The sequence below is a fragment of the Streptococcus mitis genome (assembly GCF_965111735.1).
In the GTDB taxonomy this organism is placed as follows: domain Bacteria; phylum Bacillota; class Bacilli; order Lactobacillales; family Streptococcaceae; genus Streptococcus; species Streptococcus mitis_DR.
Window position 1 is genome coordinate 355949 of record NZ_OZ217346.1, and the last position, 24872, is coordinate 380820.

26 protein-coding genes are annotated in these 24872 nt (G+C 42.5%); 24 read left to right on the forward strand and 2 right to left on the reverse strand.

Annotated elements, in window-relative coordinates; genetic code table 11:
* Positions 1–114 precede the first annotated feature (114 nt).
* The 24 genes from ACLV7W_RS01720 (at position 115) to ACLV7W_RS01835 (ending at position 22372) form a co-directional block, all read left to right on the forward strand.
* Positions 115–618, forward strand: a complete 504-nt coding sequence (locus ACLV7W_RS01720; RefSeq protein ID WP_411865326.1) for a phosphatase PAP2 family protein — start codon at positions 115–117, stop codon at positions 616–618.
* 113 nt (positions 619–731) lie between these two features.
* Positions 732–1178: a LytTR family DNA-binding domain-containing protein gene (locus tag ACLV7W_RS01725; RefSeq protein ID WP_411865327.1), complete on the forward strand. Its 447-nt coding sequence runs from the start codon at positions 732–734 to the stop codon at positions 1176–1178.
* A 4-nt stretch (positions 1179–1182) separates the two neighbouring features.
* Positions 1183–1857 carry a LiaF transmembrane domain-containing protein gene (locus ACLV7W_RS01730; RefSeq protein WP_153208836.1) on the forward strand — a complete coding sequence of 225 codons (675 nt, stop codon included), beginning with the start codon at positions 1183–1185 and terminating at the stop codon, positions 1855–1857.
* Between the two features lie 105 nt (positions 1858–1962).
* Positions 1963–2151, forward strand: coding sequence for a 50S ribosomal protein L28 (gene rpmB / locus ACLV7W_RS01735; RefSeq protein ID WP_001140948.1), 189 nt, complete (start codon positions 1963–1965; stop codon positions 2149–2151).
* Between the two features lie 155 nt (positions 2152–2306).
* Positions 2307–2672: an Asp23/Gls24 family envelope stress response protein gene (locus ACLV7W_RS01740; protein WP_000216437.1), complete on the forward strand. Its 366-nt coding sequence runs from the start codon at positions 2307–2309 to the stop codon at positions 2670–2672.
* 2 nt (positions 2673–2674) lie between these two features.
* Complete coding sequence (locus tag ACLV7W_RS01745) at positions 2675–4342, forward strand: DAK2 domain-containing protein (protein WP_060627476.1); 1668 nt, start codon at positions 2675–2677, stop codon at positions 4340–4342.
* 124 nt (positions 4343–4466) lie between these two features.
* Entirely contained in the window at positions 4467–4673 is a 207-nt protein-coding gene (locus tag ACLV7W_RS01750; RefSeq protein WP_194251492.1) for a hypothetical protein, read from the forward strand.
* Complete coding sequence (locus tag ACLV7W_RS01755; protein WP_153208838.1) at positions 4670–4864, forward strand: hypothetical protein; 195 nt, start codon at positions 4670–4672, stop codon at positions 4862–4864. Before ACLV7W_RS01750 ends, ACLV7W_RS01755 begins: the two co-directional genes overlap by 4 nt.
* Entirely contained in the window at positions 4851–5735 is an 885-nt protein-coding gene (locus tag ACLV7W_RS01760; protein ID WP_153208840.1) for an ABC transporter ATP-binding protein, read from the forward strand. The genes ACLV7W_RS01755 and ACLV7W_RS01760 overlap by 14 nt, the downstream gene beginning before the upstream one ends.
* A gap of 1 nt (position 5736) precedes the next feature.
* Positions 5737–6474, forward strand: coding sequence for an ABC transporter permease (locus ACLV7W_RS01765; protein WP_153208842.1), 738 nt, complete (start codon positions 5737–5739; stop codon positions 6472–6474).
* Positions 6474–7571 (forward strand): sensor histidine kinase, encoded by a 1098-nt coding sequence (locus ACLV7W_RS01770; protein ID WP_153208844.1) that lies wholly within the window; start codon positions 6474–6476, stop codon positions 7569–7571. Before ACLV7W_RS01765 ends, ACLV7W_RS01770 begins: the two co-directional genes overlap by 1 nt.
* Position 7572: 1 nt before the next feature.
* Positions 7573–8172 (forward strand): response regulator transcription factor, encoded by a 600-nt coding sequence (locus ACLV7W_RS01775; protein WP_153208845.1) that lies wholly within the window; start codon positions 7573–7575, stop codon positions 8170–8172.
* A 255-nt stretch (positions 8173–8427) separates the two neighbouring features.
* Positions 8428–10041: a ribonuclease Y gene (locus ACLV7W_RS01780; RefSeq protein WP_411865328.1), complete on the forward strand. Its 1614-nt coding sequence runs from the start codon at positions 8428–8430 to the stop codon at positions 10039–10041.
* 138 nt (positions 10042–10179) lie between these two features.
* Entirely contained in the window at positions 10180–10806 is a 627-nt protein-coding gene (gene gmk, locus ACLV7W_RS01785) for a guanylate kinase (RefSeq protein ID WP_000775041.1), read from the forward strand.
* 24 nt (positions 10807–10830) lie between these two features.
* The gene (gene rpoZ, locus ACLV7W_RS01790; RefSeq protein ID WP_004255434.1) at positions 10831–11145 is read left to right on the forward strand and encodes a DNA-directed RNA polymerase subunit omega; all 315 of its coding nucleotides are present in this window, start codon (positions 10831–10833) and stop codon (positions 11143–11145) included.
* A gap of 65 nt (positions 11146–11210) precedes the next feature.
* The gene (locus ACLV7W_RS01795) at positions 11211–13607 is read left to right on the forward strand and encodes a primosomal protein N' (RefSeq protein WP_411865329.1); all 2397 of its coding nucleotides are present in this window, start codon (positions 11211–11213) and stop codon (positions 13605–13607) included.
* Between the two features lie 12 nt (positions 13608–13619).
* On the forward strand, positions 13620–14555 hold the full coding sequence (gene fmt / locus ACLV7W_RS01800) for a methionyl-tRNA formyltransferase (protein WP_141230963.1): 936 nt from the start codon (positions 13620–13622) through the stop codon (positions 14553–14555).
* Entirely contained in the window at positions 14548–15861 is a 1314-nt protein-coding gene (gene rsmB, locus ACLV7W_RS01805; protein ID WP_411865330.1) for a 16S rRNA (cytosine(967)-C(5))-methyltransferase RsmB, read from the forward strand. Before fmt ends, rsmB begins: the two co-directional genes overlap by 8 nt.
* 14 nt (positions 15862–15875) lie before the next feature.
* The gene (locus tag ACLV7W_RS01810; protein ID WP_049511028.1) at positions 15876–16616 is read left to right on the forward strand and encodes a Stp1/IreP family PP2C-type Ser/Thr phosphatase; all 741 of its coding nucleotides are present in this window, start codon (positions 15876–15878) and stop codon (positions 16614–16616) included.
* Complete coding sequence (pknB, locus tag ACLV7W_RS01815; protein WP_411865331.1) at positions 16613–18514, forward strand: Stk1 family PASTA domain-containing Ser/Thr kinase; 1902 nt, start codon at positions 16613–16615, stop codon at positions 18512–18514. Before ACLV7W_RS01810 ends, pknB begins: the two co-directional genes overlap by 4 nt.
* An 88-nt stretch (positions 18515–18602) precedes the next feature.
* A complete protein-coding gene (locus ACLV7W_RS01820; protein WP_020903004.1) occupies positions 18603–19361 on the forward strand; it encodes a threonine/serine exporter family protein in 759 nt (252 codons plus the stop codon).
* Between the two features lies 1 nt (position 19362).
* Complete coding sequence (locus tag ACLV7W_RS01825; protein ID WP_020901615.1) at positions 19363–19812, forward strand: threonine/serine exporter family protein; 450 nt, start codon at positions 19363–19365, stop codon at positions 19810–19812.
* Between the two features lie 113 nt (positions 19813–19925).
* Positions 19926–21098, forward strand: coding sequence for a hydroxymethylglutaryl-CoA synthase (locus ACLV7W_RS01830; RefSeq protein ID WP_261029122.1), 1173 nt, complete (start codon positions 19926–19928; stop codon positions 21096–21098).
* Entirely contained in the window at positions 21098–22372 is a 1275-nt protein-coding gene (locus ACLV7W_RS01835; RefSeq protein WP_411865332.1) for a hydroxymethylglutaryl-CoA reductase, degradative, read from the forward strand. Before ACLV7W_RS01830 ends, ACLV7W_RS01835 begins: the two co-directional genes overlap by 1 nt.
* A gap of 35 nt (positions 22373–22407) precedes the next feature.
* On the opposite strand, the gene ACLV7W_RS01840 is transcribed toward ACLV7W_RS01835, so the two are convergent.
* The gene (locus tag ACLV7W_RS01840; protein ID WP_261029124.1) at positions 22408–23373 is read right to left on the reverse strand and encodes a LacI family DNA-binding transcriptional regulator; all 966 of its coding nucleotides are present in this window, start codon (positions 23371–23373) and stop codon (positions 22408–22410) included.
* Positions 23354–24808: a glycoside hydrolase family 32 protein gene (locus tag ACLV7W_RS01845; RefSeq protein WP_261029125.1), complete on the reverse strand. Its 1455-nt coding sequence runs from the start codon at positions 24806–24808 to the stop codon at positions 23354–23356. The genes ACLV7W_RS01840 and ACLV7W_RS01845 overlap by 20 nt, the downstream gene beginning before the upstream one ends.
* Positions 24809–24872: the final 64 nt, after the last annotated feature.

A 24872-nucleotide genomic window follows, 5' to 3' on the forward strand; every position in this document is an offset into this window, starting at 1 on the left:
CGTCAGTCTTATTTACAACCTCAAAGCAGTGCTTTGAGCAGTCTGCAGCTAGCTTCCTAGTTTGCTCTTTGATTTTTATTGAGTATAAAATTTGAGTAAGTGATGAGAAAATATATGAAAAATTATCAAGAATGGTATGGCCACATCGCTGGTAACATTAAAAATAATCAGTTCCATCTGATGCTGTTAAGATCTTTTAATCGGTTCATGACAGTAGTTATGCCTATAGTTTATCTGACCTTGTTAACCACTATCTATTTCCGAGAAGGATTTGGGAAACAGGCCTTGATGTATGTGTTTATTCCTGCATCAGGTTTTGTGATTTTGTCCTTTCTTCGCAAGAAAATCAATGCTCCTAGGCCTTATGAGGAATGGACTATTAAACCTTTGCTTGATAGAGATAGTCCTGGTCAGTCTATGCCCAGTCGTCATGTCTTTTCAGCAACCATTATCTCCATGGCTTGCTTGCATGCTAGTCTAACTATGGGGATGATTTGTTTGACATTATCAGCCTTCCTAGGTCTAGTGAGAGTCTTAGGTGGCGTGCATTATCCCAAGGATGTAGTGGTTGGCTATATTTGTGCTCTTGTGTGGGGTGTGATTTTCTTTCTATTTTGACCTGTAAGTTAAGGTAACCTTACAACCACTTACGAGTCTAAAGTAACCACTTGCTTTTTTGCTCTTGTTTTCTTATTTTAGCTTTGATATAGTAGAGTCAGAAAGGAGATGGAATGAAGTTACGAATTGAAATTGACAGCAATTTAGAGGAAACTGAAATTGTCATCAAGGCAGCGTCTTTGACAGATGAGATTGCGGATTTACAGCGGCTCTTGCAAGAGTCCAAGTCTCCTCGGTTGATTTTTTACAAGGGAACAGGTGAATATTATCTGGACTTATCGGAAATTCTCTTCTTTGAGACGGAAGGTAGCAAGATTTACGCTCATACCCAGAAAGATGCCTACGAGGTTCGGCTTAAACTCTATGAGTTAGAGTCTATCCTTCCTCGTTATTTCAGTCGAGTATCCAAGTCGACCATTGCTAATATTCGGCAAGTTTACTCGGTTGACAAGTCCTTTTCAGGGACAGGAACTATTTCCTTTTATCAGACCCATAAGGAGGTTCATGTCTCACGGCATTACCAATCCCTCCTAAAAGAAAATCTAAGAAACATGAGGTAAGAACATGAAAAAGAAAGCATTTGGTATTGTGTTGCTAGTATTGGCAGCTTTAATATTATTACAAGGAAATTTTGGAATCCCTTCATTCGGTGGGCAAATTTGGCCCTTGCTTGGTATTGGATTTTTTGCCTATCAATCAGTTGGAGCTTTGTTGCGTCGTCACTTAACTTCAGCCTCTTTTACAGCTCTAGTAGCCTTAATGATTGCTAACCACTTTTATGGCATTTTACCAATTCCTAATCAGTCATTGTTCTGGGCAAGTATTTTAATCGTAATGGGTGTCAGCGCACTCACTCATTCTAACAGAACTTGGAATGGGAAAAAATGGTGGTATGACGGTGAAAAGACCATTCTGACAGATAAGGAAGTTGCTTTTGGGGCGGGTACATTTTACAAGCAAGACCAAGAATTGGTAGAAGATGAGTTTGAGGTCGGATTTGGGAATGCCAAAATCTATTATGACAATGCAGAGATTTTAGGAGATAGCGCAACTCTGAAAGTGGAAGTCGGTTTTGGGAATGCAGTTATCTATGTTCCTAAACATTGGGGAGTTGATTTAAAGGTAGAAACTTTCTGTGGCGTAGCCAAGGCAGATACTCCTCTAGCGCCAACCAGCAAAACCTTGATTATCCGTGGAGATGTGGCCTTTGGGAAGTTGGAAATTGTCTACGTTAAATAAAAAAATCTTCCAATTCCCTTGCAAAAATGAAGAAAGTGTGATAACATAGTACAGTATGTGGTGCTAGCACATCCGCTATATTAGATCTAATAGGAGGAAAACACAATGGCTAAAGTATGTTACTTTACAGGTCGTAAGACTGTATCAGGAAACAACCGTTCACACGCGATGAACCAAACAAAACGTGCCGTAAAACCAAACCTTCAAAAAGTTACTGTTCTTATCGATGGTAAACCTAAAAAAGTTTGGGCTTCAGCTCGTGCTTTGAAATCAGGTAAAGTTGAACGCGTTTAATAATAAAAGTGAGGAGACCTTAGGGTCTTTTTTCTTTTACTGTAGATATAAAATCATTTGAAAAATAGAGTAAATATCCGCTGATACAGTATTCTGCTTTTACACTTGGGCTGAAATATGATAAAATAGAGTATCAACTAGTTGAGGTAAAAAGGATGACTGTAAAAATTAATACAAAAGATGGTCAAATCGAACTAACAGATGAAGTGATTGCAACCGTCGTAGGTGGAGCAGCAACTGAGATTTTTGGTGTGGTCGGTATGGCTAGTAAAAATGCCCTCAAAGATAATTTCCAAGCCCTTCTAGGTAAGGAAAATTATTCCAAAGGTGTCGTCGTAAAGGCAGCCGAAGATGGCAGTATTGCAGTTGATGTATATACCGTGTTGAGCTACGGAACAAAGATTAGCGAAGTGTCAAAAAACATTCAAGAGCGTGTTCGTTTTAGTTTGGAAAACCAACTTGGAATTACTGCTCAGACTGTAAATGTCTACATTCAAAATATCAAAGTTGTAGGAGAATAACCGTGTCAAAAATTACTACTAGCTTATTTCAAGAAATGGTGCAGGCTGCATCAACTCGCTTGAATAAGCAAGCTGAATATGTCAATTCATTAAACGTCTTTCCAGTTCCAGATGGAGATACTGGAACAAACATGGGAATGACCATTGAAAATGGTGCTAAAGAAGTTGCAGATAAGCCAGCTTCTACAGTTGGCGAGGTAGCGAGCATTCTTGCCAAAGGTCTTTTGATGGGTGCGCGTGGAAACTCAGGAGTTATTACGTCTCAGCTTTTCCGTGGATTTTCACAAGCCATCAAGGATAAAGACGAGTTAACAGGTCAAGACTTGGCCCTCGCCTTCCAATCAGGTGTAGAAGTTGCCTATAAGGCAGTGATGAAACCAGTTGAAGGAACGATTTTGACAGTTTCTCGTGGGGCTGCTATCGGTGCTAAGAAAAAAGCTGAGCAGACAGATGACGCTGTTGAAGTCATGCGCGCAGCCTTGGAAGGTGCTAAAACAGCTCTAGCTAAAACGCCAGACATGCTTCCAGTATTGAAAGAAGTTGGCGTTGTGGATTCAGGTGGTCAAGGACTGGTCTTCATCTATGAAGGTTTCCTTTCAGCCCTTACTGGTGAATATATTGCATCCGAGGACTTTGTAGCGACTCCTGCCAACATGAGTGAGATGATCAATGCAGAGCATCATAAGTCTGTGGCTGGTCACGTAGCGACTGAGGACATCACCTTTGGTTACTGTACTGAAATCATGGTAGCTCTTAAACAAGGTCCAACCTATGCCAAAGATTTTGACTACGACGAATTCCGTAACTACTTGAATGAACTTGGAGATTCTCTCCTCGTTGTTAACGATGATGAAATTGTCAAAGTCCATGTTCATACAGAAGATCCAGGACTTGTTATGCAAGAAGGTCTTAAATATGGTAGCTTGGTCAAGGTAAAAGTTGACAATATGCGTAACCAACACGAAGCACAGGTTGAGAAAGAAGCTGCTCAAGTTAGCAAACCAGCTGAAGAAAAAGAGTATGCTTTGATTGCTGTGGTGGCTGGTAAAGGTCTAGCAGATATCTTCCGTTCTCAAGGTGTAGATTATGTTATCGAAGGCGGTCAAACCATGAACCCTTCAACAGAAGACTTTATCAAGGCTGTTGAACAGGTCAACGCTCGTAACATCATCTTCCTGCCAAACAACAAAAACATCTTCATGGCAGCTCAATCTGCAGCAGAAGTTTTGGAGCAACCAGCAGTAGTGGTAGAGACTCGTACTCTTCCTCAAGGTTTGACAAGTCTTCTTGCCTTTGATCCAAGCAAGTCAATTGAAGAAAATCAAGAGCGTATGACTGCAGCCCTTAGAGATGTCGTTAGCGGAAGCGTCACAACAGCCGTTCGTGATACAACCATTGATGGTTTAGAAATCCATGAAAACGATAATCTTGGTATGGTTGATGGGAAAATTCTTGTGTCAAACCCTGACATGCACCAAACCTTGACAGAAACATTGAAACATATGTTGGATGAAGATAGTGAAATCGTAACCTTCTATGTCGGTGAAGACGGAAGCGAAGAACTTGCCAATGAAATTGCCCAAGAAATCGCAGAAGAATTCGAAGACGTTGAAGTCGAAATCCACCAAGGCCAACAACCAGTTTACCCATACCTATTTAGTGTGGAATAAAAATTTAATAGATTAAAAAGAAAGTTGATTTTGCAACTTTCTTTTTTTATGACATTTGTCATATTTCTTAGTGACAGAAGCTTCTAGCTCCGCTAACTTCAAAGGACTATAATTGAAGTATGAAATGGAGGAAGAAGAAATGAAAAATAAAATGATTGTCGCAGTGAGTTTAGTAGCAGCAGGAGTTATGACCTATCTCATGTTTTCAGGATTGGACGAGGGTTTCTATCATTTTCCTTGGGAGCTCTTTGCTGGCTTTGGAATGATGTCTTGGCTTGTCAGAGAAGGTTTGAAATTAGTCTCAGATGTGAAAAAGGAGTTTGAGGAATGAAAAAAGCAATCATCTATCTCTTTATCGGCCTGTCACTCTTGGTATGGTTAGTGGAAATGTTTACTGGTTGGTTTGACCAAACCTTGCTTCGCCAATTTATTCGTGGTGCTTGGGGTTTTGGATTTATGATTTTCGTCATTTTCCCTATGGGAATGGAGTGGTTGAAAGGAGAATATCATGAACATGATTAAGGTAGAAAGCCTAAATAAAAACATCAAGGGTAAAGCTATTTTGAAGGATATTTCCTTTGAGGTAGCTGAAGGTGAATGCGTCGCCTTGATTGGGCCCAATGGTGCTGGGAAGACAACACTCTTAGATTGTTTGCTTGGAGATAAACTGGTCACAAGCGGTCAAGTATCTATTCAAGATTTACCAGTGACGAGTTCTAAGTTAGACTATACTAGGGCTTACCTCCCTCAAGAAAATGTGATTGTACAGAAATTGAAGGTTAAAGAGTTGATTGCTTTCTTTCAAAGTATTTATCCAAATCCTTTGAGTGAGCAGGAAATTGATCAACTATTGCAGTTTGACAAGCAACAAAAAGAGCAATTCGCAGAAAAATTATCAGGTGGACAAAAGCGTCTTTTCTCTTTTATCTTGACCTTAATTGGGCGACCAAAGCTTGTCTTTTTGGATGAGCCTACATCGGCTATGGATACCTCTACCCGTCAACGTTTTTGGGAAATTGTTCAGGACCTAAAAGCGCAGGGAGTCACCATTCTCTATTCGTCCCATTATATTGAGGAAGTGGAACACACCGCAGACCGCATTTTGCTCTTAAATAAGGGAGAGTTGATTCGAGATACGACACCTCTAGCTATGCGTAGCGAGGAAATAGAAAAGCATTTTATCCTTCCTATAGCTTACAAGGAAGTCGTAGAGCAGTCAAACTTGGTTGAAAACTGGGTCCTAAAACAAGATGCCCTGCAAGTAGTCACACGTGAAGCGGATGCTTTCTGGGAACTGTTAGTCAGAGCAGGATGTAGGATTCAAGAAATTGAAGTCAATAATCGCAGTTTGCTGGATACAATCTTTGAAGAAACACAAAAGGGAGATGACTAAGATGAAACGATGGATCGCACTAAACAAGATAGAATTTCTATTGACCAAACGACAATTAGTAACTTATCTATTGTCAGTAGGGATGCCGACGGCCTTCTATTTATTCTTTTCAGGCATGTATCAGGACACACCAGGTGGGCCAGCTAATTTTATGCGTGATTACCTCATCTCCATGACGGCTTTTTCCATGATGTCGACTGCTATGTTTTCATTCCCAGTTGTTTTACATACCGATAAGATAAACAACTGGCAGAAAACATTACGTCATAGCCCTGTAAATATGGTAGAATATTATCTATCAAAGATAACAAGTATGCTGGTTGATTATTTGGTTTCAATCTTGGTGGTTTTCTCAGTTGGGCATTTTGTAAGAGGTGTGGATATGTCTCTTGGAAATTGGATTGGAGCGGCGCTCTTGCTGATAGTAGGAAGTGTTGCCTTTGTAGCTCTCGGTTTGACTTTGACGCTGTTACCAACTAGTCAGCTGATGTCTGTCGTGGGTAATCTTCTTTATCTAGGCTTGGCTGTTTTAGGCGGACTCTGGATGCCCATCTCTTTATTTCCAGACTGGATGCAAGCAGTTGGTAAGTCTTTACCAAGCTATCAGTTGATGGAGTTGGTCAAGACCTTCTTAAACGAGGGTGGCATCAATCTATCAGCCACAGTTTATTTACTTGTTTTTTCAGTAGTTTTGTTTGGTTTGACCATTTATCTTCAAGGTCATAAGGAGAATGCTTAATGCTTGAAAGACTGAAAAGCATACATTATATGTTTTGGGCCAGTTTAATTTTTATGATTTTCCCCATCCTACCTGTAGTGGCTGGATGGCTTTCTGCCTGGCATTTATTGATTGATATTCTATTTGTAGTGGCGTATTTGGGTGTTTTAACAACTAAGAGCCAGCGCCTATCTTGGCTATATTGGGGCCTCATGCTGACTTATGTAGTTGGGAATACTGCCTTTGTTGCTGTTAATTATATCTGGTTTTTCTTTTTCCTATCCAATCTCTTAAGTTATCATTTCAACGTAGGTGGTTTAAAGTCTGTACATGTCTGGACTTTTCTTCTTGCTCAAGTCCTTGTTGTGGGCCAACTGTTGATTTTTCAGAGAATCGAAGTTGAGTTTCTATTCTATCTACTTGTAATTCTTACTTTTGTCGATTTAATGACTTTTGGATTGGTTCGGATTCGGATTGTGGAGGATTTGAAAGAAGCGCAGGCTAAGCAAAATGCCCAGATAAATCTATTGCTTGCTGAAAATGAACGTAGTCGTATCGGTCAGGATTTGCATGATAGTCTGGGGCATACCTTTGCTATGCTTAGTGTTAAAACTGATCTAGCCTTGCAGTTATTTCAAATACAGGCTTATCCACAGGTGGAAAAGGAATTAAAAGAAATACAGCAAATTAGCAAAGAATCAATGCGTGAAGTGCGAACCATTGTGGAAAATCTTAAGTCTAGAACTTTGACATCCGAACTAGAGACTGTGAAAAAGATGTTAGAAATTGCTGGAATTGAGGTGGAAATAGCTAATCAACTAGATACAGCTAGCTTAACTCAGGAATTGGAGTCAACGGCTTCCATGATTTTGCTTGAATTAGTGACCAACATCATCAAACATGCTAAAGCGTCTAAAGTCTACTTGAAATTAGAACGGACAGAGAAAGAACTCATTCTAACAGTGAGAGATGATGGCTGTGGCTTTACTTATATAAAGGGGGATGACCTCCATACAGTTCGAGATCGTGTTCTTCCATTTTCAGGAGAAGTAAGAGTAATCAGTCAGAAACATCCGACTGAAGTGCAGGTTCGACTACCTTATAAGGAGAGAAACTAAGATGAAACTACTTGTTGCAGAAGATCAAAGTATGTTGCGAGATGCTATGTGCCAGTTGCTTGCCTTTCAAGCAGATGTAGAGTCTGTCTTACAAGTAAAGAATGGGCAAGAAGCAATTCAACTCTTAGGAAAGGAGTCCGTAGATATCGCCATTCTTGACGTAGAAATGCCTGTTAAGACAGGTCTCGAAGTCTTGGAGTGGATACGAGCAGAAATGCTAGAAACAAAGGTAGTTGTGGTGACGACCTTCAAGCGCCCCGGATATTTTGAACGTGCGGTCAAGGCTGGAGTGGATGCTTATGTCTTAAAAGAAAGAAGCATTGCAGACCTCATGCAAACCTTGCACACTGTCCTCGAAGGACGTAAGGAATATTCGCCTGAATTGATGGAAGTGGTGATGACGCATCCTAACCCGTTAACAGAGCAAGAAATCGCCGTTTTAAAGGGAATTGCTCAAGGCTTGTCTAACCAAGAAATTGCAGATCAACTTTATTTATCAAACGGAACCGTCCGAAATTATGTCACCAATATTCTTTCGAAACTAGATGCTGCTAATCGAACAGAGGCAGCTAATATTGCGAAAGAATCTGGTTGGTTGTGATGATATAATATTTTTTGAACATTATGTGCTAAAATTGATGGGATGGGATGGGATTGAATGAAACAATACCTAACTTTAGGAGGGATTTATTCCTCCTTTTGGTTTAGTCTAAGGTGGTACCACGGAGATAAAATTGCTAAATTCCGCTAAATTCCTCAAAACATATTCTATTTTAGGTTTGTGAAAATCACTTTTTTATGGTAGAATGTAAAAGAATGTATGTCATTCGGAATAACAATAAAATGAGGTAAAAACATGGAGATCATGTCGCTTGCGATTGCTGTTTTTGCCGTCATCATTGGTTTAGTCATTGGATATGTCAGCATCTCAGCTAAGATGAAATCATCTCAGGAAGCTGCGGAGTTGATGCTTTTAAATGCTGAACAAGAAGCAACTAATTTACGTGGACAAGCTGAGCGTGAAGCGGATTTACTTGTTAATGAAGCTAAACGTGAAAGCAAGTCTCTTAAAAAAGAAGCACTATTGGAGGCCAAAGAAGAAGCCAGAAAATACCGTGAAGAAGTGGACGCTGAATTCAAATCAGAACGTCAAGAACTCAAACAAATCGAAAGTCGTTTGACAGAGAGAGCTACTAGTCTTGACCGTAAGGACGACAATTTGACGAGTAAAGAACAAACACTTGAACAAAAAGAACAAAGTATTTCTGATAGAGCGAAAAACCTTGATGCGCGTGAAGAGCAATTAGAGGAAGTCGAAAGACAAAAAGAAGCAGAGTTAGAGCGTATTGGTGCCCTGTCTCAGGAAGAAGCACGAGATATTATCTTGGCTCAGACAGAGGAAAACTTGACCAAGGAGATTGCCAGCCGTATTCGCGAAGCTGAGCAAGAGGTCAAGGAACGTTCTGACAAAATGGCCAAGGACATCTTGGTTCAAGCTATGCAACGTATCGCTGGTGAATATGTAGCGGAGTCAACAAACTCAACAGTTCATCTGCCAGATGATACTATGAAGGGACGCATTATTGGTCGTGAAGGTCGTAACATTCGTACCTTTGAAAGTTTGACAGGGGTTGATGTGATTATCGACGATACACCAGAAGTGGTAACCTTGTCAGGTTTTGACCCGATTCGTCGTGAGATTGCCCGTATGACTATGGAAATGTTGCTCAAAGATGGTCGTATCCACCCAGCTCGTATCGAGGAGTTGGTTGAGAAAAACCGTCAAGAGATTGACAATAAGATCCGTGAATACGGTGAGGCAGCTGCCTATGAGATTGGTGCGCCAAACCTTCACCCTGACTTGATGAAGATTATGGGACGTTTGCAGTTCCGTACTTCTTATGGACAAAATGTCTTGCGCCATTCGATTGAGGTTGCTAAATTGGCTGGTATCATGGCCAGCGAACTTGGTGAAAATGCGGCTCTTGCCCGTCGTGCTGGATTCCTTCACGATATCGGGAAAGCTATTGACCGCGAGGTTGAGGGTAGCCACGTTGAAATCGGTATGGAATTGGCTCGTAAGTATAAGGAACACCCAGTTGTGGTCAATACGATTGCTAGCCACCACGGCGATGTCGAAGCAGAAAGTGTCATTGCAGTGATCGTCGCTGCGGCAGATGCCTTGAGCGCAGCCCGTCCAGGTGCTCGTAGTGAGTCTCTTGAAAGCTACATCAAGCGTCTTCATGATTTGGAAGAAATTGCTAACGGCTTTGAGGGAGTGCAAACTAGCTTTGCCCTTCAAGCAGGACGTGAAATCCGCATCATGGTCAATCCAGGACAAATCAAGGACGACAAAGTCACAATCTTGGCTCACAAAGTTCGTGAGAAAATTGAAAACAATCTCGATTACCCAGGAAATATCAAGGTAACCGTGATTCGTGAGCTTCGTGCAGTAGATTATGCTAAATAAATAAGAAAGAGCAGTTGAAAAATTACTGCTTTTTTGTTACACTAGATAGAAAGACTGTAGAAGGATAGTTTGTGTAAAATGCTACTATCTGAAGGAAAATTTTATTTTATTTTTACAGACTGACTAAAAGGAGACACAATGGCAGACCGAGGCTTGCTAATCGTTTTTTCTGGTCCTTCAGGGGTTGGAAAAGGAACGGTTAGAAGAGAGATTTTTGAGAGTTCTGAAAACCAATTTCAATACTCTGTATCGATGACGACACGCGCACAACGTCCCGGAGAAGTGGACGGTGTTGACTATTTCTTCCGTACTCGTGAAGAGTTTGAAGAGCTGATTCGTCAAGGACAGATGTTGGAATACGCAGAATATGTCGGCAACTACTATGGAACTCCTCTGACCTATGTCAATGAAACCTTGGACAAGGGAATCGATGTTTTCCTTGAAATTGAAGTTCAAGGTGCTCTTCAGGTCAAGAAAAAGGTTCCAGATGCTGTCTTTATCTTTCTGACACCACCAGATTTGGATGAATTGCAAGATCGTTTGGTAGGTCGTGGAACAGACAGTGCAGAAGTGATTGCCCAACGAATCGAAAAAGCCAAGGAAGAAATTGCCCTCATGCGTGAGTATGATTATGCGATTGTCAACGATCAGGTGCCCCTAGCTGCTGAGCGTGTCAAACGTGTTATCGAAGCAGAGCACTTCCGTGTGGATCGTGTCATTGGTCACTATCAGGAGATGTTACCAAAATCTCCAACTACCCGATAAAATTTAGAAAATAGGTACAAGCAAATGATGTTAAAACCCTCTATTGATACCTTGCTTGACAAGGTTCCTTCAAAATATTCACTCGTAATCTTGGAAGCAAAACGTGCCCATGAATTGGAAGCAGGTGCGCCAGCATGTCAAGGTTTCAAGTCTGAAAAATCAACTCTTCGCGCTTTAGAAGAAATCGAATCAGGAAACGTAACAATTCACCCAGATCCAGAAGGAAAACGTGAAGCAGTGCGTCGCCGTATCGAAGAAGAAAAACGCCGCAAAGAAGAAGAAGAAAAGAAAATCAAAGAGCAAATCGCTAAAGAAAAAGAAGATGGTGAAAAAATTTAAGGTTGGGGGGACTCAATCTTATTTTTTCTATTGCAAGAATGTACTGATAAGGAGGAGGTGAGAAGATGGCTATAGCAAAGATTATCGTAGATGTACCCTTGATGCAGACAGACCAGCCCTATAGTTATAGGATTCCGGAGGAATTTCTGGGAATGCTGGAGGTTGGGATGCGAGTTCATGTGCCCTTTGGTAAGGGGAATCGCCTGATTCAAGGGATTGTTCTTGGTTTGGAGTCCCAATCAGATGAAGAAGAGATGGAGCAAGATTTAAAAGATATTGCCGAGGTGCTGGATTTTTCTCCTGTTCTCACGCAAGAACAACTCTGGCTGGCTGAGGAGCTCCGCAAATCTGTCTTCTCCTACAAAATTTCCATCCTCAAGGCGATGCTACCGGGATTTCTAAATTCCAGCTATGACAAGATTCTCTATCCTCTGGAAGGTTTGAGTCAGGAAGACCGAGAGCGCTTGTTTGGTTCAGAGGATTCACTAGCCTTTTCTTCTTTAGATTTAGCTAAGCAAGCTGAAATGATGCGTTTGACAAGGAAAGGGTTGCTTGGTCTTGAATATCAGGCGATTGACCAAAAGAAGGTCAAGACTCAGTCCTGGTATGAGGTGAATCTTGCTCAGTTAGAAGATGTCGAGATTTCTGCACGCGCCAAGAAAAAGTTGGAATTGAGAGACTATTTGCTGTCTCATCCGGAGAGTGCTTCCTTGGCTAGTTTGTTAGAGTCCTACTCGCGAGAGCAAGTCAACTTCTTTGTGGAACAAGGAGCTATTACTATAGTTCAAAAGGAAGTTCAACGCTCAGCTGCTTATTTTGAAGGCATTGAAGCAAGTCGACCTTTGGAGTTGAATCCAGAACAAAGACAGGCGCGTGATGCGGTTGTCAGTGCGATTGGCAGTCACCAACCTCCCTTCCTCCTTCAAGGGATTACAGGAAGTGGGAAGACTGAGGTTTACTTGCAGATTATCCAAGGTGCCTTGGATAAGGGCAAGACAGCTATTTTGCTGGTGCCTGAGATTTCCTTGACCCCTCAGATGACGGAGCGTTTTATCGCTCGTTTTGGGGACAAGGTTGCCATTCTTCACTCAGGCTTATCCAATGGTGAAAAGTATGATGAATGGCGCAAGGTAGAACGTGGCGATGCCCAAGTTGTTGTTGGCGCCAGATCGGCCATCTTTGCTCCTCTAAAAAATCTAGGTGTTATGATTATCGATGAGGAGCATGAAGCGACTTATAAGCAGGACAGCAATCCCCGTTATCATGCCAGAGAGGTAGCTATTTTACGGGCTCAGTATAATCAAGCAGCTTTGGTGCTTGGGTCTGCGACACCGAGCTTAGAGAGCCGTGCGAGGGCTGGTAAAGGCGTCTATCAACATTTACGTCTGACACAACGGGCTAATCCTTTAGCTACTATCCCTGAGGTGCAAGTGATTGACTTTCGAGACTATATCGGACAAAATGAGACGTCAAATTTTACGCCCCCTTTGTTAGAAGCTATTCAGGACCGTCTGGTTAAAAAAGAGCAGGTGGTTCTCATGCTCAATCGCCGTGGCTATTCTAGCTTTGTCATGTGTCGGGAGTGTGGGACGGTGGATACCTGTCCCAACTGTGACATTTCTCTAACCTTGCACATGGATACCAAGACCATGAACTGCCATTATTGTGGGTTTTCTAAGGACATTCCTCAGGTCTGTCCTAACTGTAAGAGTCGCAGTATTCGTTACTATGGAACAGGGACTCAAAAAGCTTATGATGAGCTAGCAGAACTCTTTCCTCAAGCCCGCATTCTGCGTATGGATGTGGATACGACCCGCAAGAAAGGCAGTCACCAAGCTCTTCTTGATCAGTTTGGACGAGGAGAAGCAGATATCTTGCTGGGAACTCAAATGATTGCCAAGGGATTGGATTTTCCCAATGTAACCCTAGTCGGAGTTCTTAATGCGGATACAGCTTTGAATCTGCCTGATTTCCGTTCTTCTGAGAGAACCTTCCAGCTCTTGACTCAGGTGGCAGGTCGAGCAGGTCGGGCTGAAAAAGCTGGGCAGGTCTTGATTCAGTCTTACAATCCTCAGCACTACGCTATTCGATTTGCAAAAGACCAAGACTACGAAGGCTTTTATGCCTATGAAATGGGTATCAGACGCCAACTTGGTTATCCACCTTACTATTTCACGATTGGCATTACCCTCTCTCATAAGAAAGAAGAAGAGGTGGTCAAACGTGCCTATGAAGTTATGAGCGTTTTGCGGTCAGGTTTGTCTGAAACCAGTAACATTCTAGGGCCAACACCCAAGCCTATTGCTCGTACCCACAACCTTTATCATTACCAGATTTTAATTAAATACCGTTTAGAAGATGAGCTTGGTCCGACCCTCAACCAGGTCTTGGCACTGACTCAAGAACGAGAAAATAGTGAGCTCCGTCTCAGCATTGACCATGAGCCACAGCAATTTTTATAAGAAGGAGAAGATATGACAAAACTAATCTTTATGGGGACCCCCGACTTTTCAGCAACAGTCTTAAAAGGACTTTTGACAGATGACCGTTACGAAATTCTAGCCGTTGTGACCCAGCCAGACCGCGCTGTCGGCCGTAAAAAAGTGATCCAAGAAACTCCAGTGAAGCAGGCTGCCAAAGAGGCTGGACTTCCTATCTACCAACCTGAAAAATTATCTGGAAGTCCAGAGATGGAAGCTATTATGAAGCTAGGAGCGGATGGAATCGTGACTGCTGCTTTTGGTCAGTTTCTTCCAAGTAAACTCCTTGATAGCATGGACTTTGCGGTCAACGTTCACGCTTCTCTTCTTCCAAAACACCGTGGTGGTGCGCCTATCCATTATGCCTTGATTCAAGGGGATGAGGAAGCTGGTGTGACCATTATGGAAATGGTCAAAGAAATGGATGCAGGAGATATGATTTCTCGTCGCAGCATCCCTATAACAGATGAGGACAATGTTGGTACCTTATTTGAGAAATTAGCTCTTGTTGGTCGTGATTTGCTTTTGGATACTTTACCTGCCTATATTGCTGGGGAAATCAAACCTGAACCGCAGGATCCAAGTCGGGTCACTTTCTCGCCAAATATCAAGCCAGAGGAAGAAAAACTGGATTGGACTAAAAGCAATCGCCAACTCTTTAACCAAATCCGTGGCATGAATCCGTGGCCTGTTGCCCATACTTTTCTAAAGGGCGACCGCTTTAAGATTTATGAAGCCCTACCAGTAGAAGGTCAGGGTAATCCAGGTGAAATCCTATCTATTGGCAAGAAAGAATTGGTTATTGCAACGGCTGAAGGAGCTTTGTCTCTCAAACAAGTTCAGCCTGCTGGTAAACCTAAAATGGACATTGCTTCCTTCCTCAACGGTGTTGGACGTACATTGACTGCAGGAGAACGATTTGGTGACTAAAGTAGAAACGGCTAGAAGTCTAGCTCTAGCAGTATTAGAGGATGTCTTTATCAATCAAGCATACTCAAATATCGCCTTAAATAAGCATCTCAAGGGAAGTCAACTTTCTCCGGCGGACAAGGGCTTGGTGACTGAGATTGTCTATGGAACGGTAGCCCGCAAACTGACTCTGGAATGGTACCTATCCCACTTTATCGAGGATAGAGACCAGTTAGACAGTTGGCTCTATGTCCTGCTTCTCATGAGTACCTACCAGCTTCGCTATTTGGACAAGATTCCAGACCATGCTGTGGTCAATGAAGCAGTAGAATTGGCCAAAGTTCGTAAAAAAGGCAGTGAAAAATTAGTCAACGCCGTCCTTCGTCGTATTCTGCGTGAAGGCTGGCCAGATATTGCCAGCATCAAGCGAAAAAACAAGCGTGATTCCATTGCCTATTCTCTCCCAGTTTGGCTAGTTGCCAAGCTCAAGGAAGAATACGGAGAAGAGCGAGCACAAGCTATTTTTGAAAGTCTTTTGGTGCGTAACAAGGCCAGCATTCGTGTAACGGACCTAGGACGAAAAGAAGAAATCCAAGTCTTGTTGGAGGCCAGTGATTCATCCTTGTCTCCCTCTGGTCTTGTGAAGGAGCAGGGGCATTTTGCAGGCCATGATTTGTTTGCGGATGGAGCCATTACCATCCAAGACGAGTCTAGTCAGCTGGTTGCTCCGACGCTTGATTTACAAGGTGATGAGCAGGTTCTAGATGCCTGTGCGGCTCCGGGTGGAAAAACAGCCCATATAGCTTCTTATCTCACGACAGGTCAGGTTAGGGCTCTGGACTTGTACGACCACAAGTTGGACTTAATTCAAGAAAATGCCCAACGTTTAGGAGTTGCAGATCGAGTTCAAACGCAAAAATTGGATGCCAGAAAGGTGCATGAGTTTTTTGGTCAGGATTCATTTGATAAGATTTTGGTGGATGCTCCCTGTTCAGGAATCGGTCTTCTGCGCCGTAAACCAGACATTAAATACAATAAAGAAACGGCAGATTTCGCGTCCTTACAGGAAATTCAGCTAGAAATATTAGGTAGTGTTTGTCAAACACTACGCAAAGGTGGTATAATAACTTATAGTACCTGTACTATTGTCTCAGAAGAGAACTTTCAAGTCGTACAGGCATTTTTAGAAAGTCATCCTGAATTTGAGCAGGTAACACTAGAACATGAATGTAAGGATATCATAAAAGACGGCTGTATCCTCATTACACCTGAATTGTATGGAAGTGATGGATTCTTCATCAGTCAATTTCGCAAGATATCGGATTAGGAAGGAACTAACACATGGAAATTTCATTATTAACAGATGTTGGTCAGAAACGAACAAATAACCAAGACTATGTCAACCACTATGTCAATAGAGCTGGACGTACTATGATTATCCTAGCTGATGGTATGGGAGGTCATCGCGCAGGGAATATCGCTAGTGAAATGGCGGTAACAGACCTAGGTGTAGCTTGGGTAGATACTCAAATCGATACAGTTAATGAAGTACGTGAATGGTTTGCTAACAACCTTGAGATTGAAAATCAAAGGATTAACCAATTGGGACAAACTGAAGCTTATAAAGGAATGGGAACAACCCTTGAGGCTGTAGCCATTATTGATAATCAGGCTATCTATGCCCACATCGGAGATTCTCGTATCGGTTTGATTCGTGGAGAAGAATACCACCAGTTAACGAGCGACCATTCTTTGGTCAATGAATTGCTTAAGGCAGGTCAATTGACACCAGAAGAAGCAGCTAGCCACCCACAGAAAAATATTATTACTCAATCTATTGGTCAAAAAGATGAAATTCAGCCTGATTTTGGAATAATCACCCTTGAGCCTGGGGACTATCTCTTACTCAATAGCGATGGTTTGACAAATATGATTTCAGGAAGTGAGATTTCTGATATTGTAACTAGCGATATTTCTTTGGAAGATAAGGCAGCAACCTTGATCCGTTTTGCCAACAATGCAGGTGGTTTAGACAACATCACAGTTGCCCTTATTGCTGTTAATGAGGAGGAAACAGAATGATCCAAATCGGCAAGATTTTTGCCGGGCGGTATCGGATTCTCAAACAGATTGGTCGAGGAGGCATGGCAGATGTTTACTTGGCTAAAGATTTGATTCTAGACGGGGAAGAAGTGGCGGTAAAGGTCCTGAGGACCAACTACCAGACAGACCCGATTGCTGTGGCTCGTTTTCAGCGGGAAGCGAGAGCCATGGCAGATTTGGACCATCCTCATATCGTTCGGATTACAGATATCGGTGAAGAAGAGGGACAACAGTATCTCGCAATGGAATATGTTGCTGGATTAGACCTCAAACGCTATATCAAGGAACATCACCCTCTTTCAAATGAAGAAGCGGTTCGAATCATGGGACAAATCCTCTTGGCTATGCGCTTAGCCCATACTCGAGGAATTGTTCACAGGGATTTGAAACCGCAAAATATCCTTTTGACCCCAGATGGGACTGCCAAGGTCACAGACTTTGGGATTGCAGTAGCCTTTGCAGAGACGAGTCTAACTCAGACCAACTCAATGCTAGGTTCTGTGCATTATTTATCACCAGAGCAGGCGCGTGGTTCTAAAGCAACTGTGCAGAGTGATATCTATGCCATGGGGATTATTTTCTATGAGATGCTGACAGGTCATATTCCTTACGATGGGGATAGCGCAGTGACCATCGCCCTCCAGCATTTCCAGAAACCACTGCCATCGGTTATAGCCGAAAATCCATCTGTGCCTCAGGCTCTAGAAAATGTTGTTATCAAGGCAACTGCTAAGAAATTGACAGATCGCTACAAATCAGTCGCTGAAATGTATGTGGATTTGTCGAGTAGTTTGTCTAATAATCGTCGTAATGAACCAAAGCTAGTCTTTGACGATGCAACTAAGGCAGATACTAAAACTCTTCCAAAAGTTCCACAAAGTACTTTGACCTCGATTCCTAAGGTGCAAACACAAAGTCCAAAGCCACAGACTGCGAAGCCGAGTCAGCAGGTTTCAGAGGACAATTACGCAACCAAGCCTGTTAAGAAACGGAAATTTAGAGTTCGCTATATGATTTTGTTGGCCAGCATTGTATTGGTGGCAGCTTCTCTTATTTGGATACTATCGAGAACTCCTGCAACCATTGCCATTCCAAATGTGGCAGGTCAGACAGTGGCGGAAGCCAAGGAAATCCTCAAGAAAGCCAATTTTGAGATTGGCGAGGAGAAATCAGAGGCTAGTGAAAAGGTGGAAGAAGGGCGGATTATCCGTACAGATCCTGAAGCTGGAACTGGTCGAAAAGAAGGAACGAAAATCAATTTGGTTGTCTCATCAGGTAAGCAATCTTTCCAATTGAGCAATTATATCGGCCGTAAATCGACCGATGTTATCGCAGAACTCAAGCAGAAGAAGGTACCTGAAAATCTCATCAAGATAGAGGAAGAAGAATCAAGCGAGAGTGAAGAAGGAACAGTTCTTAGACAGAGCCCATCTGCTGGAACAACTTATGATTTGAGTAAGGCCTCAACAATTACTTTAACTATTGCTAAGAAAGTAACAAGTGTTGTCATGCCAAGTTATACAGGTTCCAGTCTTGAATTTACGAAAAATAACCTCATCCAAATTGTTGGTATAAAAGAAGCCAACATTGAAGTTGTAGAAGTTACCACAGCTCCTTCCGGAACTGCTGAAGGTACCGTCGTTGAACAGAGTCCAAGAGCAGGTGAAAAGGTAGATTTGAATAAGACACGCATCAAGATTTCAATTTACAAACCAAAAACACCGCCGTCAACATCATCATCAGCACCAGCCCAACGTGGAAACCAAGGTTCTACTACAACACCAAGTCAGGGGAACCAGCAAGGAAATCAACGAGGAGATACTCATTCTACTAATCAATCAAGTAGTGAGGGAAGCCACGAAAATTCACGTAATTAAACGAATCTTTGTCATGATTTCATGGCAAAGATTTTTTTTGACTCCAGATTTGTGATAGAATAGAAGGAGTTGATAAAAGGAGGAACGCATGGAAGAATCAAGAGAATTAAATGCCGTCATCGATGTGATTATGTTAGCTGGAACCATTCTTCTCAAAAGTGGCTCAGAGATTCATCGTGTAGAAGATACCATGATCCGTATTGCGCATTCGCAGGGGATTGTGGATTGCAATGTTCTTGCCATGCCTGCCGCTATCTTTTTCTCCATTGAAAATACCAATATTTCGCGTATGAAGCGCGTGACGTCCTCTTCTTATAACATTGAAAAAGTCTGCGATGTGAACCAAATTTCTCGTCAGTTGGTAGGGGGGCAGATTGATTTAGAAACAGCCTTTAAGCAATTGAAGGCTTTGCAAGCCCAACCCCTTCCTTATACTAAGTTGCAGGTAACTCTGGCTGCGACCTTTAGTGCTCCTTTCTTTTCAATTATGTTTAGTGGAAATATCTACGACGCACTTGGGGCAGGAGTGGCTACCTTATTTGGTTTTGCCTTTTCCCTCTATGTGGAGAAGTTTATCCGAATTCCCTTTGTGACGGCCTTTGCTGGAGCCTTTGTCTTTGGGATGATTGCCCAGTTTTGGGCTCGCTACACAGGTTTTCCTTCAACGGCAGATTTGATTATAGCTGGTGCGGTCATGCCTTTTGTACCAGGAATTGCCTTGACCAATGCGGTTCGGGATATTATGACTAACCACATAAACTCTGGTATGAGTAAGATGTTTGAATCCCTGCTCATTACCCTTGCTTTAGGGGCAGGAACTTCTGTCGCCTTGGTATTGATGAACTAATATGACACTAACAACCTTTTTATTACAAGCAGTGGCAAGTCTTCTTGCTATTATCACTTTTTTAATCGTACTCAATGTTCAACGCTCTATGCTCTTACCTGGAGGGATTTTGGGCATGGCTGTCTGGCTAATTTATCTCTTGCTCAAGGAACCGACCAATGTAATTGTGGCTACTTTTATTGCAGCCATTATAGGTTCTTGTGTCAGCCAGATTTTAAGTATTCTTTATAAGACACCTGCTGTGGTCTTTATCTTGGCCATCTTGGCACCTCTGGTTCCGGGTTATCTTTCTTATCGAACAACTGCCTTTTTTGTGACAGGGGATTATAGTCACGCCATTGCCAGTGCTACCTTGGTTGTTATGCTTGCTTTGGTGATTTCCATTGGAATGGCTAGCGGAACAGTGATTCTTAGACTTTATTCTCACTTACGAAAACAGCATAATGGTTAGAATAATAAGCGACTTGATTTGGTGAATCAAGTCTTTTTTCTCTCTTTTACTGCTATTTGTGATAAAATAGTATAGAACGATTTTTTACAATGAATGATAAAACAGAGGTAAATATGACAATCGGTATTGATAAGATTGGTTTTGCGACCAGTCAATATGTCTTGAAATTACAAGACTTAGCAGAAGCGAGGGGAATTGACCCTGAAAAATTAAGTAAAGGACTCTTACTCAAGGAATTGAGTATTGCGCCCCTAACTGAGGACATCGTTACTTTGGCGGCCAGTGCTAGTGACTCTATTTTAACTGAGCAAGAAAGACAAGAAATTGATATGGTCATTGTAGCTACTGAGTCAGGAATTGACCAAAGTAAAGCTGCGGCCGTCTTTGTGCATGGTTTGCTGGGCATCCAGCCCTTTGCTCGTAGTTTCGAGATTAAAGAAGCTTGCTATGGAGCGACAGCGGCCCTTCATTATGCCAAATTGCATGTGGAAAATTCTCCAGAGTCCAAAGTTTTAGTCATTGCCAGTGATATTGCCAAATACGGTATTGAAACTCCAGGAGAACCCACTCAGGGTGCTGGAAGTGTAGCTATGCTAATTACACAAAATCCACGCATTATGGCCTTTAATAATGACAATGTGGCTCAGACCCGTGATATCATGGATTTCTGGCGTCCAAATTACTCGACAACTCCTTATGTAAATGGTGTCTATTCTACCCAGCAATACTTGGATAGTTTGAAAACGACTTGGCTTGAATACCAAAAACGTTACCAGCTTACCTTAGATGATTTTGCGGCTGTTTGCTTCCACTTGCCTTATCCTAAATTAGCCTTAAAAGGCTTGAAAAAAATCATGGATAAGAGCCTGCCTCAAGAGAAAAAAGACCTCTTGCAAAAGCATTTTGACCAGTCTATTCTCTACAGTCAAAAGGTGGGGAATATCTACACAGGTTCACTTTTCCTTGGACTTTTGTCTCTCTTGGAAAATACAGATAGCTTGAAGGCTGGCGATAAAATCGCCCTTTATAGTTACGGAAGTGGGGCTGTAGCTGAGTTCTTTAGTGGTGAATTGGTTGAAGGATATGAAGCTTATCTGGATAAAGACCGTTTGAATAAGCTCAACCAACGAACTGCCCTGTCTGTTGTAGACTATGAAAAAGTCTTCTTTGAGGAAGTAGACTTAGATGAAACAAATTCTGCCCAGTTTGCTGGCTATGAAAATCAAGATTTTGCCTTGGTTGAAATTGTGGACCACCAACGCCGTTATAGCAAGGTTGAAAAATAATGAAGATAAGTTGGAATGGATTTTCTAAAAAATCATACCAAGAGCGCCTCGAGCTGTTAAAAGCTCAGGCGCTCCTTAGTCCTGAGAGACAAGCGAGTCTGGAGCAGGATGAACAGATTAGTGTGACTGTGGCAGACCAGCTGAGTGAGAATGTGGTGGGAACTTTTTCTTTACCTTATTCGCTGGTCCCAGAGGTCCTCGTCAACGGTCAGGAAAACACAGTTCCCTATGTGACAGAAGAACCGTCCGTGGTTGCTGCGGCCAGCTATGCAAGTAAAATCATCAAGCGAGCAGGCGGTTTTACTGCTCAAGTGCATGAGCGCCAGATGATTGGGCAGGTGGCCCTTTATCAAGTTGCTAATCCTGATCTAGCGCAAGTGCAGATTGCAAGCAAGAAAGCCGAACTCTTGGAACTTGCCAATCAAGCCTATCCTTCTATCGTTAAACGTGGAGGTGGGGCGCGTGATTTGCATGTAGAACAGATAAAAGGCGAAACAGACTTCCTTGTTGTTTATCTCCATGTTGATACCCAAGAAGCCATGGGAGCCAATATGCTCAACACCATGCTGGAAGCCTTGAAACCAGTCTTAGAAGAACTCTGTCAGGGACAGAGTCTCATGGGGATTCTGTCAAACTACGCGACCGATTCTCTGGTGACAGCAAGCTGTCGCATCGCCTTTCGTTACTTGAGCCGCCAGAAGGACCAAGGACGAGAAATTGCGGAGAAAATAGCTTTAGCTAACCAGTTTGCGCAGGCTGATCCTTACCGAGCAGCTACTCACAATAAAGGGATATTTAACGGTGTTGATGCCATTTTGATTGCCACTGGTAATGACTGGCGTGCCATCGAAGCCGGGGCCCATGCCTTTGCCAGTCGAGATGGGCACTATCAAGGTCTTAGCTGCTGGACGCTGGACCTTGAAAGAGAAGAATTAGTTGGTGAGATGACTCTGCCCATGCCTGTAGCGACCAAGGGTGGGTCTATCGGCCTCAACCCTCGTGTAGCCCTCAGTCATGAGCTACTGGGAAATCCTTCTGCTAAAGAATTAGCCCAGATTATCGTGTCTATCGGACTTGCCCAAAACTTTGCAGCCCTCAAAGCCTTGGTGAGTACAGGGATTCAGCAAGGTCACATGAAATTACAGGCCAAATCCTTAGCTCTCCTAGCAGGTGCTAGTGAGTCTGAAGTTGCTCCCCTAGTTGAGCGCCTCATCGCAGATAAAACCTTTAATCTCGAGACAGCCCAGCATTATTTAGAAAACTTAAGATCATAAAAAAACTCAGACGAATTCGTCTGAGTTTTTTGTACTTAAATACTTTTTCCTGGTAATAGTGTGACTGGTAAGAAGTAACCAGTTGTCGCGACCTCTTTGCCTTCAATCTTCTGCAAAAGGAGATCGACAGTGAGTTGGGCAATCTCTTTCATAGGTTGCTTAATCGTTGTCAGGTGAGGGTAGTAGTTTTCGATAAAGTAAGTCCCATCATAGCCGATGACCTTGAGATCTTCTGGGACAGAAATGCCCAGTTCTTGAGCGATTTTAATGACCAGAATAGCGGTCAAATCATCCGAAGCAAAGATGGCATCTGGTTTTTGACGGGTCAAGATATTCTTGATTTCCATTTCTTTTCTGACGGGCGAAAAGTCACTGGAAACATTGATAATAGGAGCTTTTGGGAGTACAGATGCAAAACCAGCGTGGCGTAGTCCAGTTGGCGAGTTAGAATTGTCATTCCCTGTAATCATAATGATAGACTGGGCGCCTGTCTTAACCAAGGTCTGGGCAGCAAGAACCCCACCAGCGTAGTTGTCAGAGGAGACGACAGGAATGTCTGGCGATAGGTTTCGGTCAAAGGAAATAATTGGTGCCGTCACGCGATTGTAGTCTTCGATTCCCAAGTTGTGACTACCCGAAATGATGCCGTCCACCTGATTGGCTTCCAACATTTCGATGTATTCGCGTTCCTTTTCAGAATCGTGCTCACTGTTGCAGATGATGGTCTTGTAACCATTCTTAAAAAGTTGGTGTTCCAGCTTATCAATCAATTCTGCATAGAAAACGTTGGAAATATTGGGGAAAATCAAACCGATTAACTTAGCTGATTTTCCTTGCAAGCTACGAGCTAGGTTGTTGGGTTTATAGCCCAATTCTCGCATGGCTTCATTGACTTTTTGGATGGTTTTCTCAGAGAGATACCCTTTTTTATTGATAACCCGAGAAACGGTAGTAGGGCTGACGCCTGCAAGTTTGGCGACATCAGTTAGTTTTGCGACCATAATCTAATTCATAGTAAGTTCCAGTTGGGTTTCCAGATTTAATCAGGATACCATTTTGGTCCGCATGTGGGAAGACACGACCAGAAAATACTTTTTCTCCTTTATTGATGAAAATTTCAAAGACAGAGTTATCGATGAAGATTGTAGCAGTAGTAGCCTGGTTATCGATTGGGCAAGAACGAGTTGTACCAAATTCTTGGGCATACTGTTCTCCAGCCTGGCTACGATCTACTGTCACTTGACCATTTACAAGGTCAAAGTTGATGGAAAGTCCCTTGCCTTCTTTATCAGCAAGTAAGACAATCTCGCTCTGGCTATTAGCTTCCAAGTTGAGTTCGAGTTCGTAAGTGTTATTGGTTTGAACACGGTTTGAGAAGGCTTCTTCAGAAGCACGAAGGTCCTTGATAGTTGCGACTGGGTATTGGTAGAGTTTGCCGTCTTTGATAGTGAGTTCCTTGACCAAAGAGAAGGTTCCTTGGTGGTCAAAACGGTCAGATGGGTAAGAAACATCTGGCAAGCCAAGCCAGCTAACAGCTAGAGCACGTCCATCAGGAGCGTTGAAGGCTTGAGTAGCATAGGCTTCGAAACCGTAATCCATGTTTTGAAGTTGAGATACATCTACCATTTTGGCATTTTCAGGGTCAAAGGAAGCCCCGATTTTATACATATTTGGATAGATATTGTCGTAGTCTAGAACTTCTTTATCCAATCCTTGTGGGCAGTAGAGAAGCACAGGTTGCTCTCCTACAAAGACCAGATTTGGACATTCCATCATGTAGGCAGTACGGTCGTTAGCAAAGTCAAGGTCGCCAACGGCTTGCCAGTTTGTATAGTCGTTGTCTACAGCCTTGTAGAGACGGACGAAACCTTTTTTCTCCAAGTCCTGTCCGCCGACGATAGCATAGTATTGCCCCTTAAAGTTAAAAATTTGCGGATCGCGGAAGTGGTCAGTAGAGTCAACTGGCTGGTCGATCAAGATCTTATCAATCTTTGTAATCTTGCCATCCTTGTCCATCAAAGCACCGATTTGGTAAGGGTGACGGATCCAGTTTTCATCACGAACATTTCCCGTATAAAATAGGAACAAGCTATCGCCAAACTGCATGGCAGAACCAGAGTAGGCACCGTGGCTATCTAATGGAGTATCGGGCAAAACTTTGACTCCGGTTTCTGTAAAGTGAACCAAGTCCTCACTTTCCAATTGCACCCAAGATTTCAAACCGTGGGCTGCACCAAAAGGAAAGTTCTGATAAAAAACAATCCACTTTCCATCAAAGTAAGAAAAGCCATTTGGGTCGTTGAGAAGTCCTGTTTTTGGCTCAACATGGTAATGAGTATGCCATGGAGATTGTGCCATATTTTCCTTTATATGTTGAATTTCTTCTTGCGTCCAATCTTGATAAAGTCTGTAACGACGCTCAGTTGTCCATTCCATTTATTTTATTCCTCCAAAAATCTTATTACTTTTAATAGTAACCGTTTTCGGAAAAAAAAGCAAG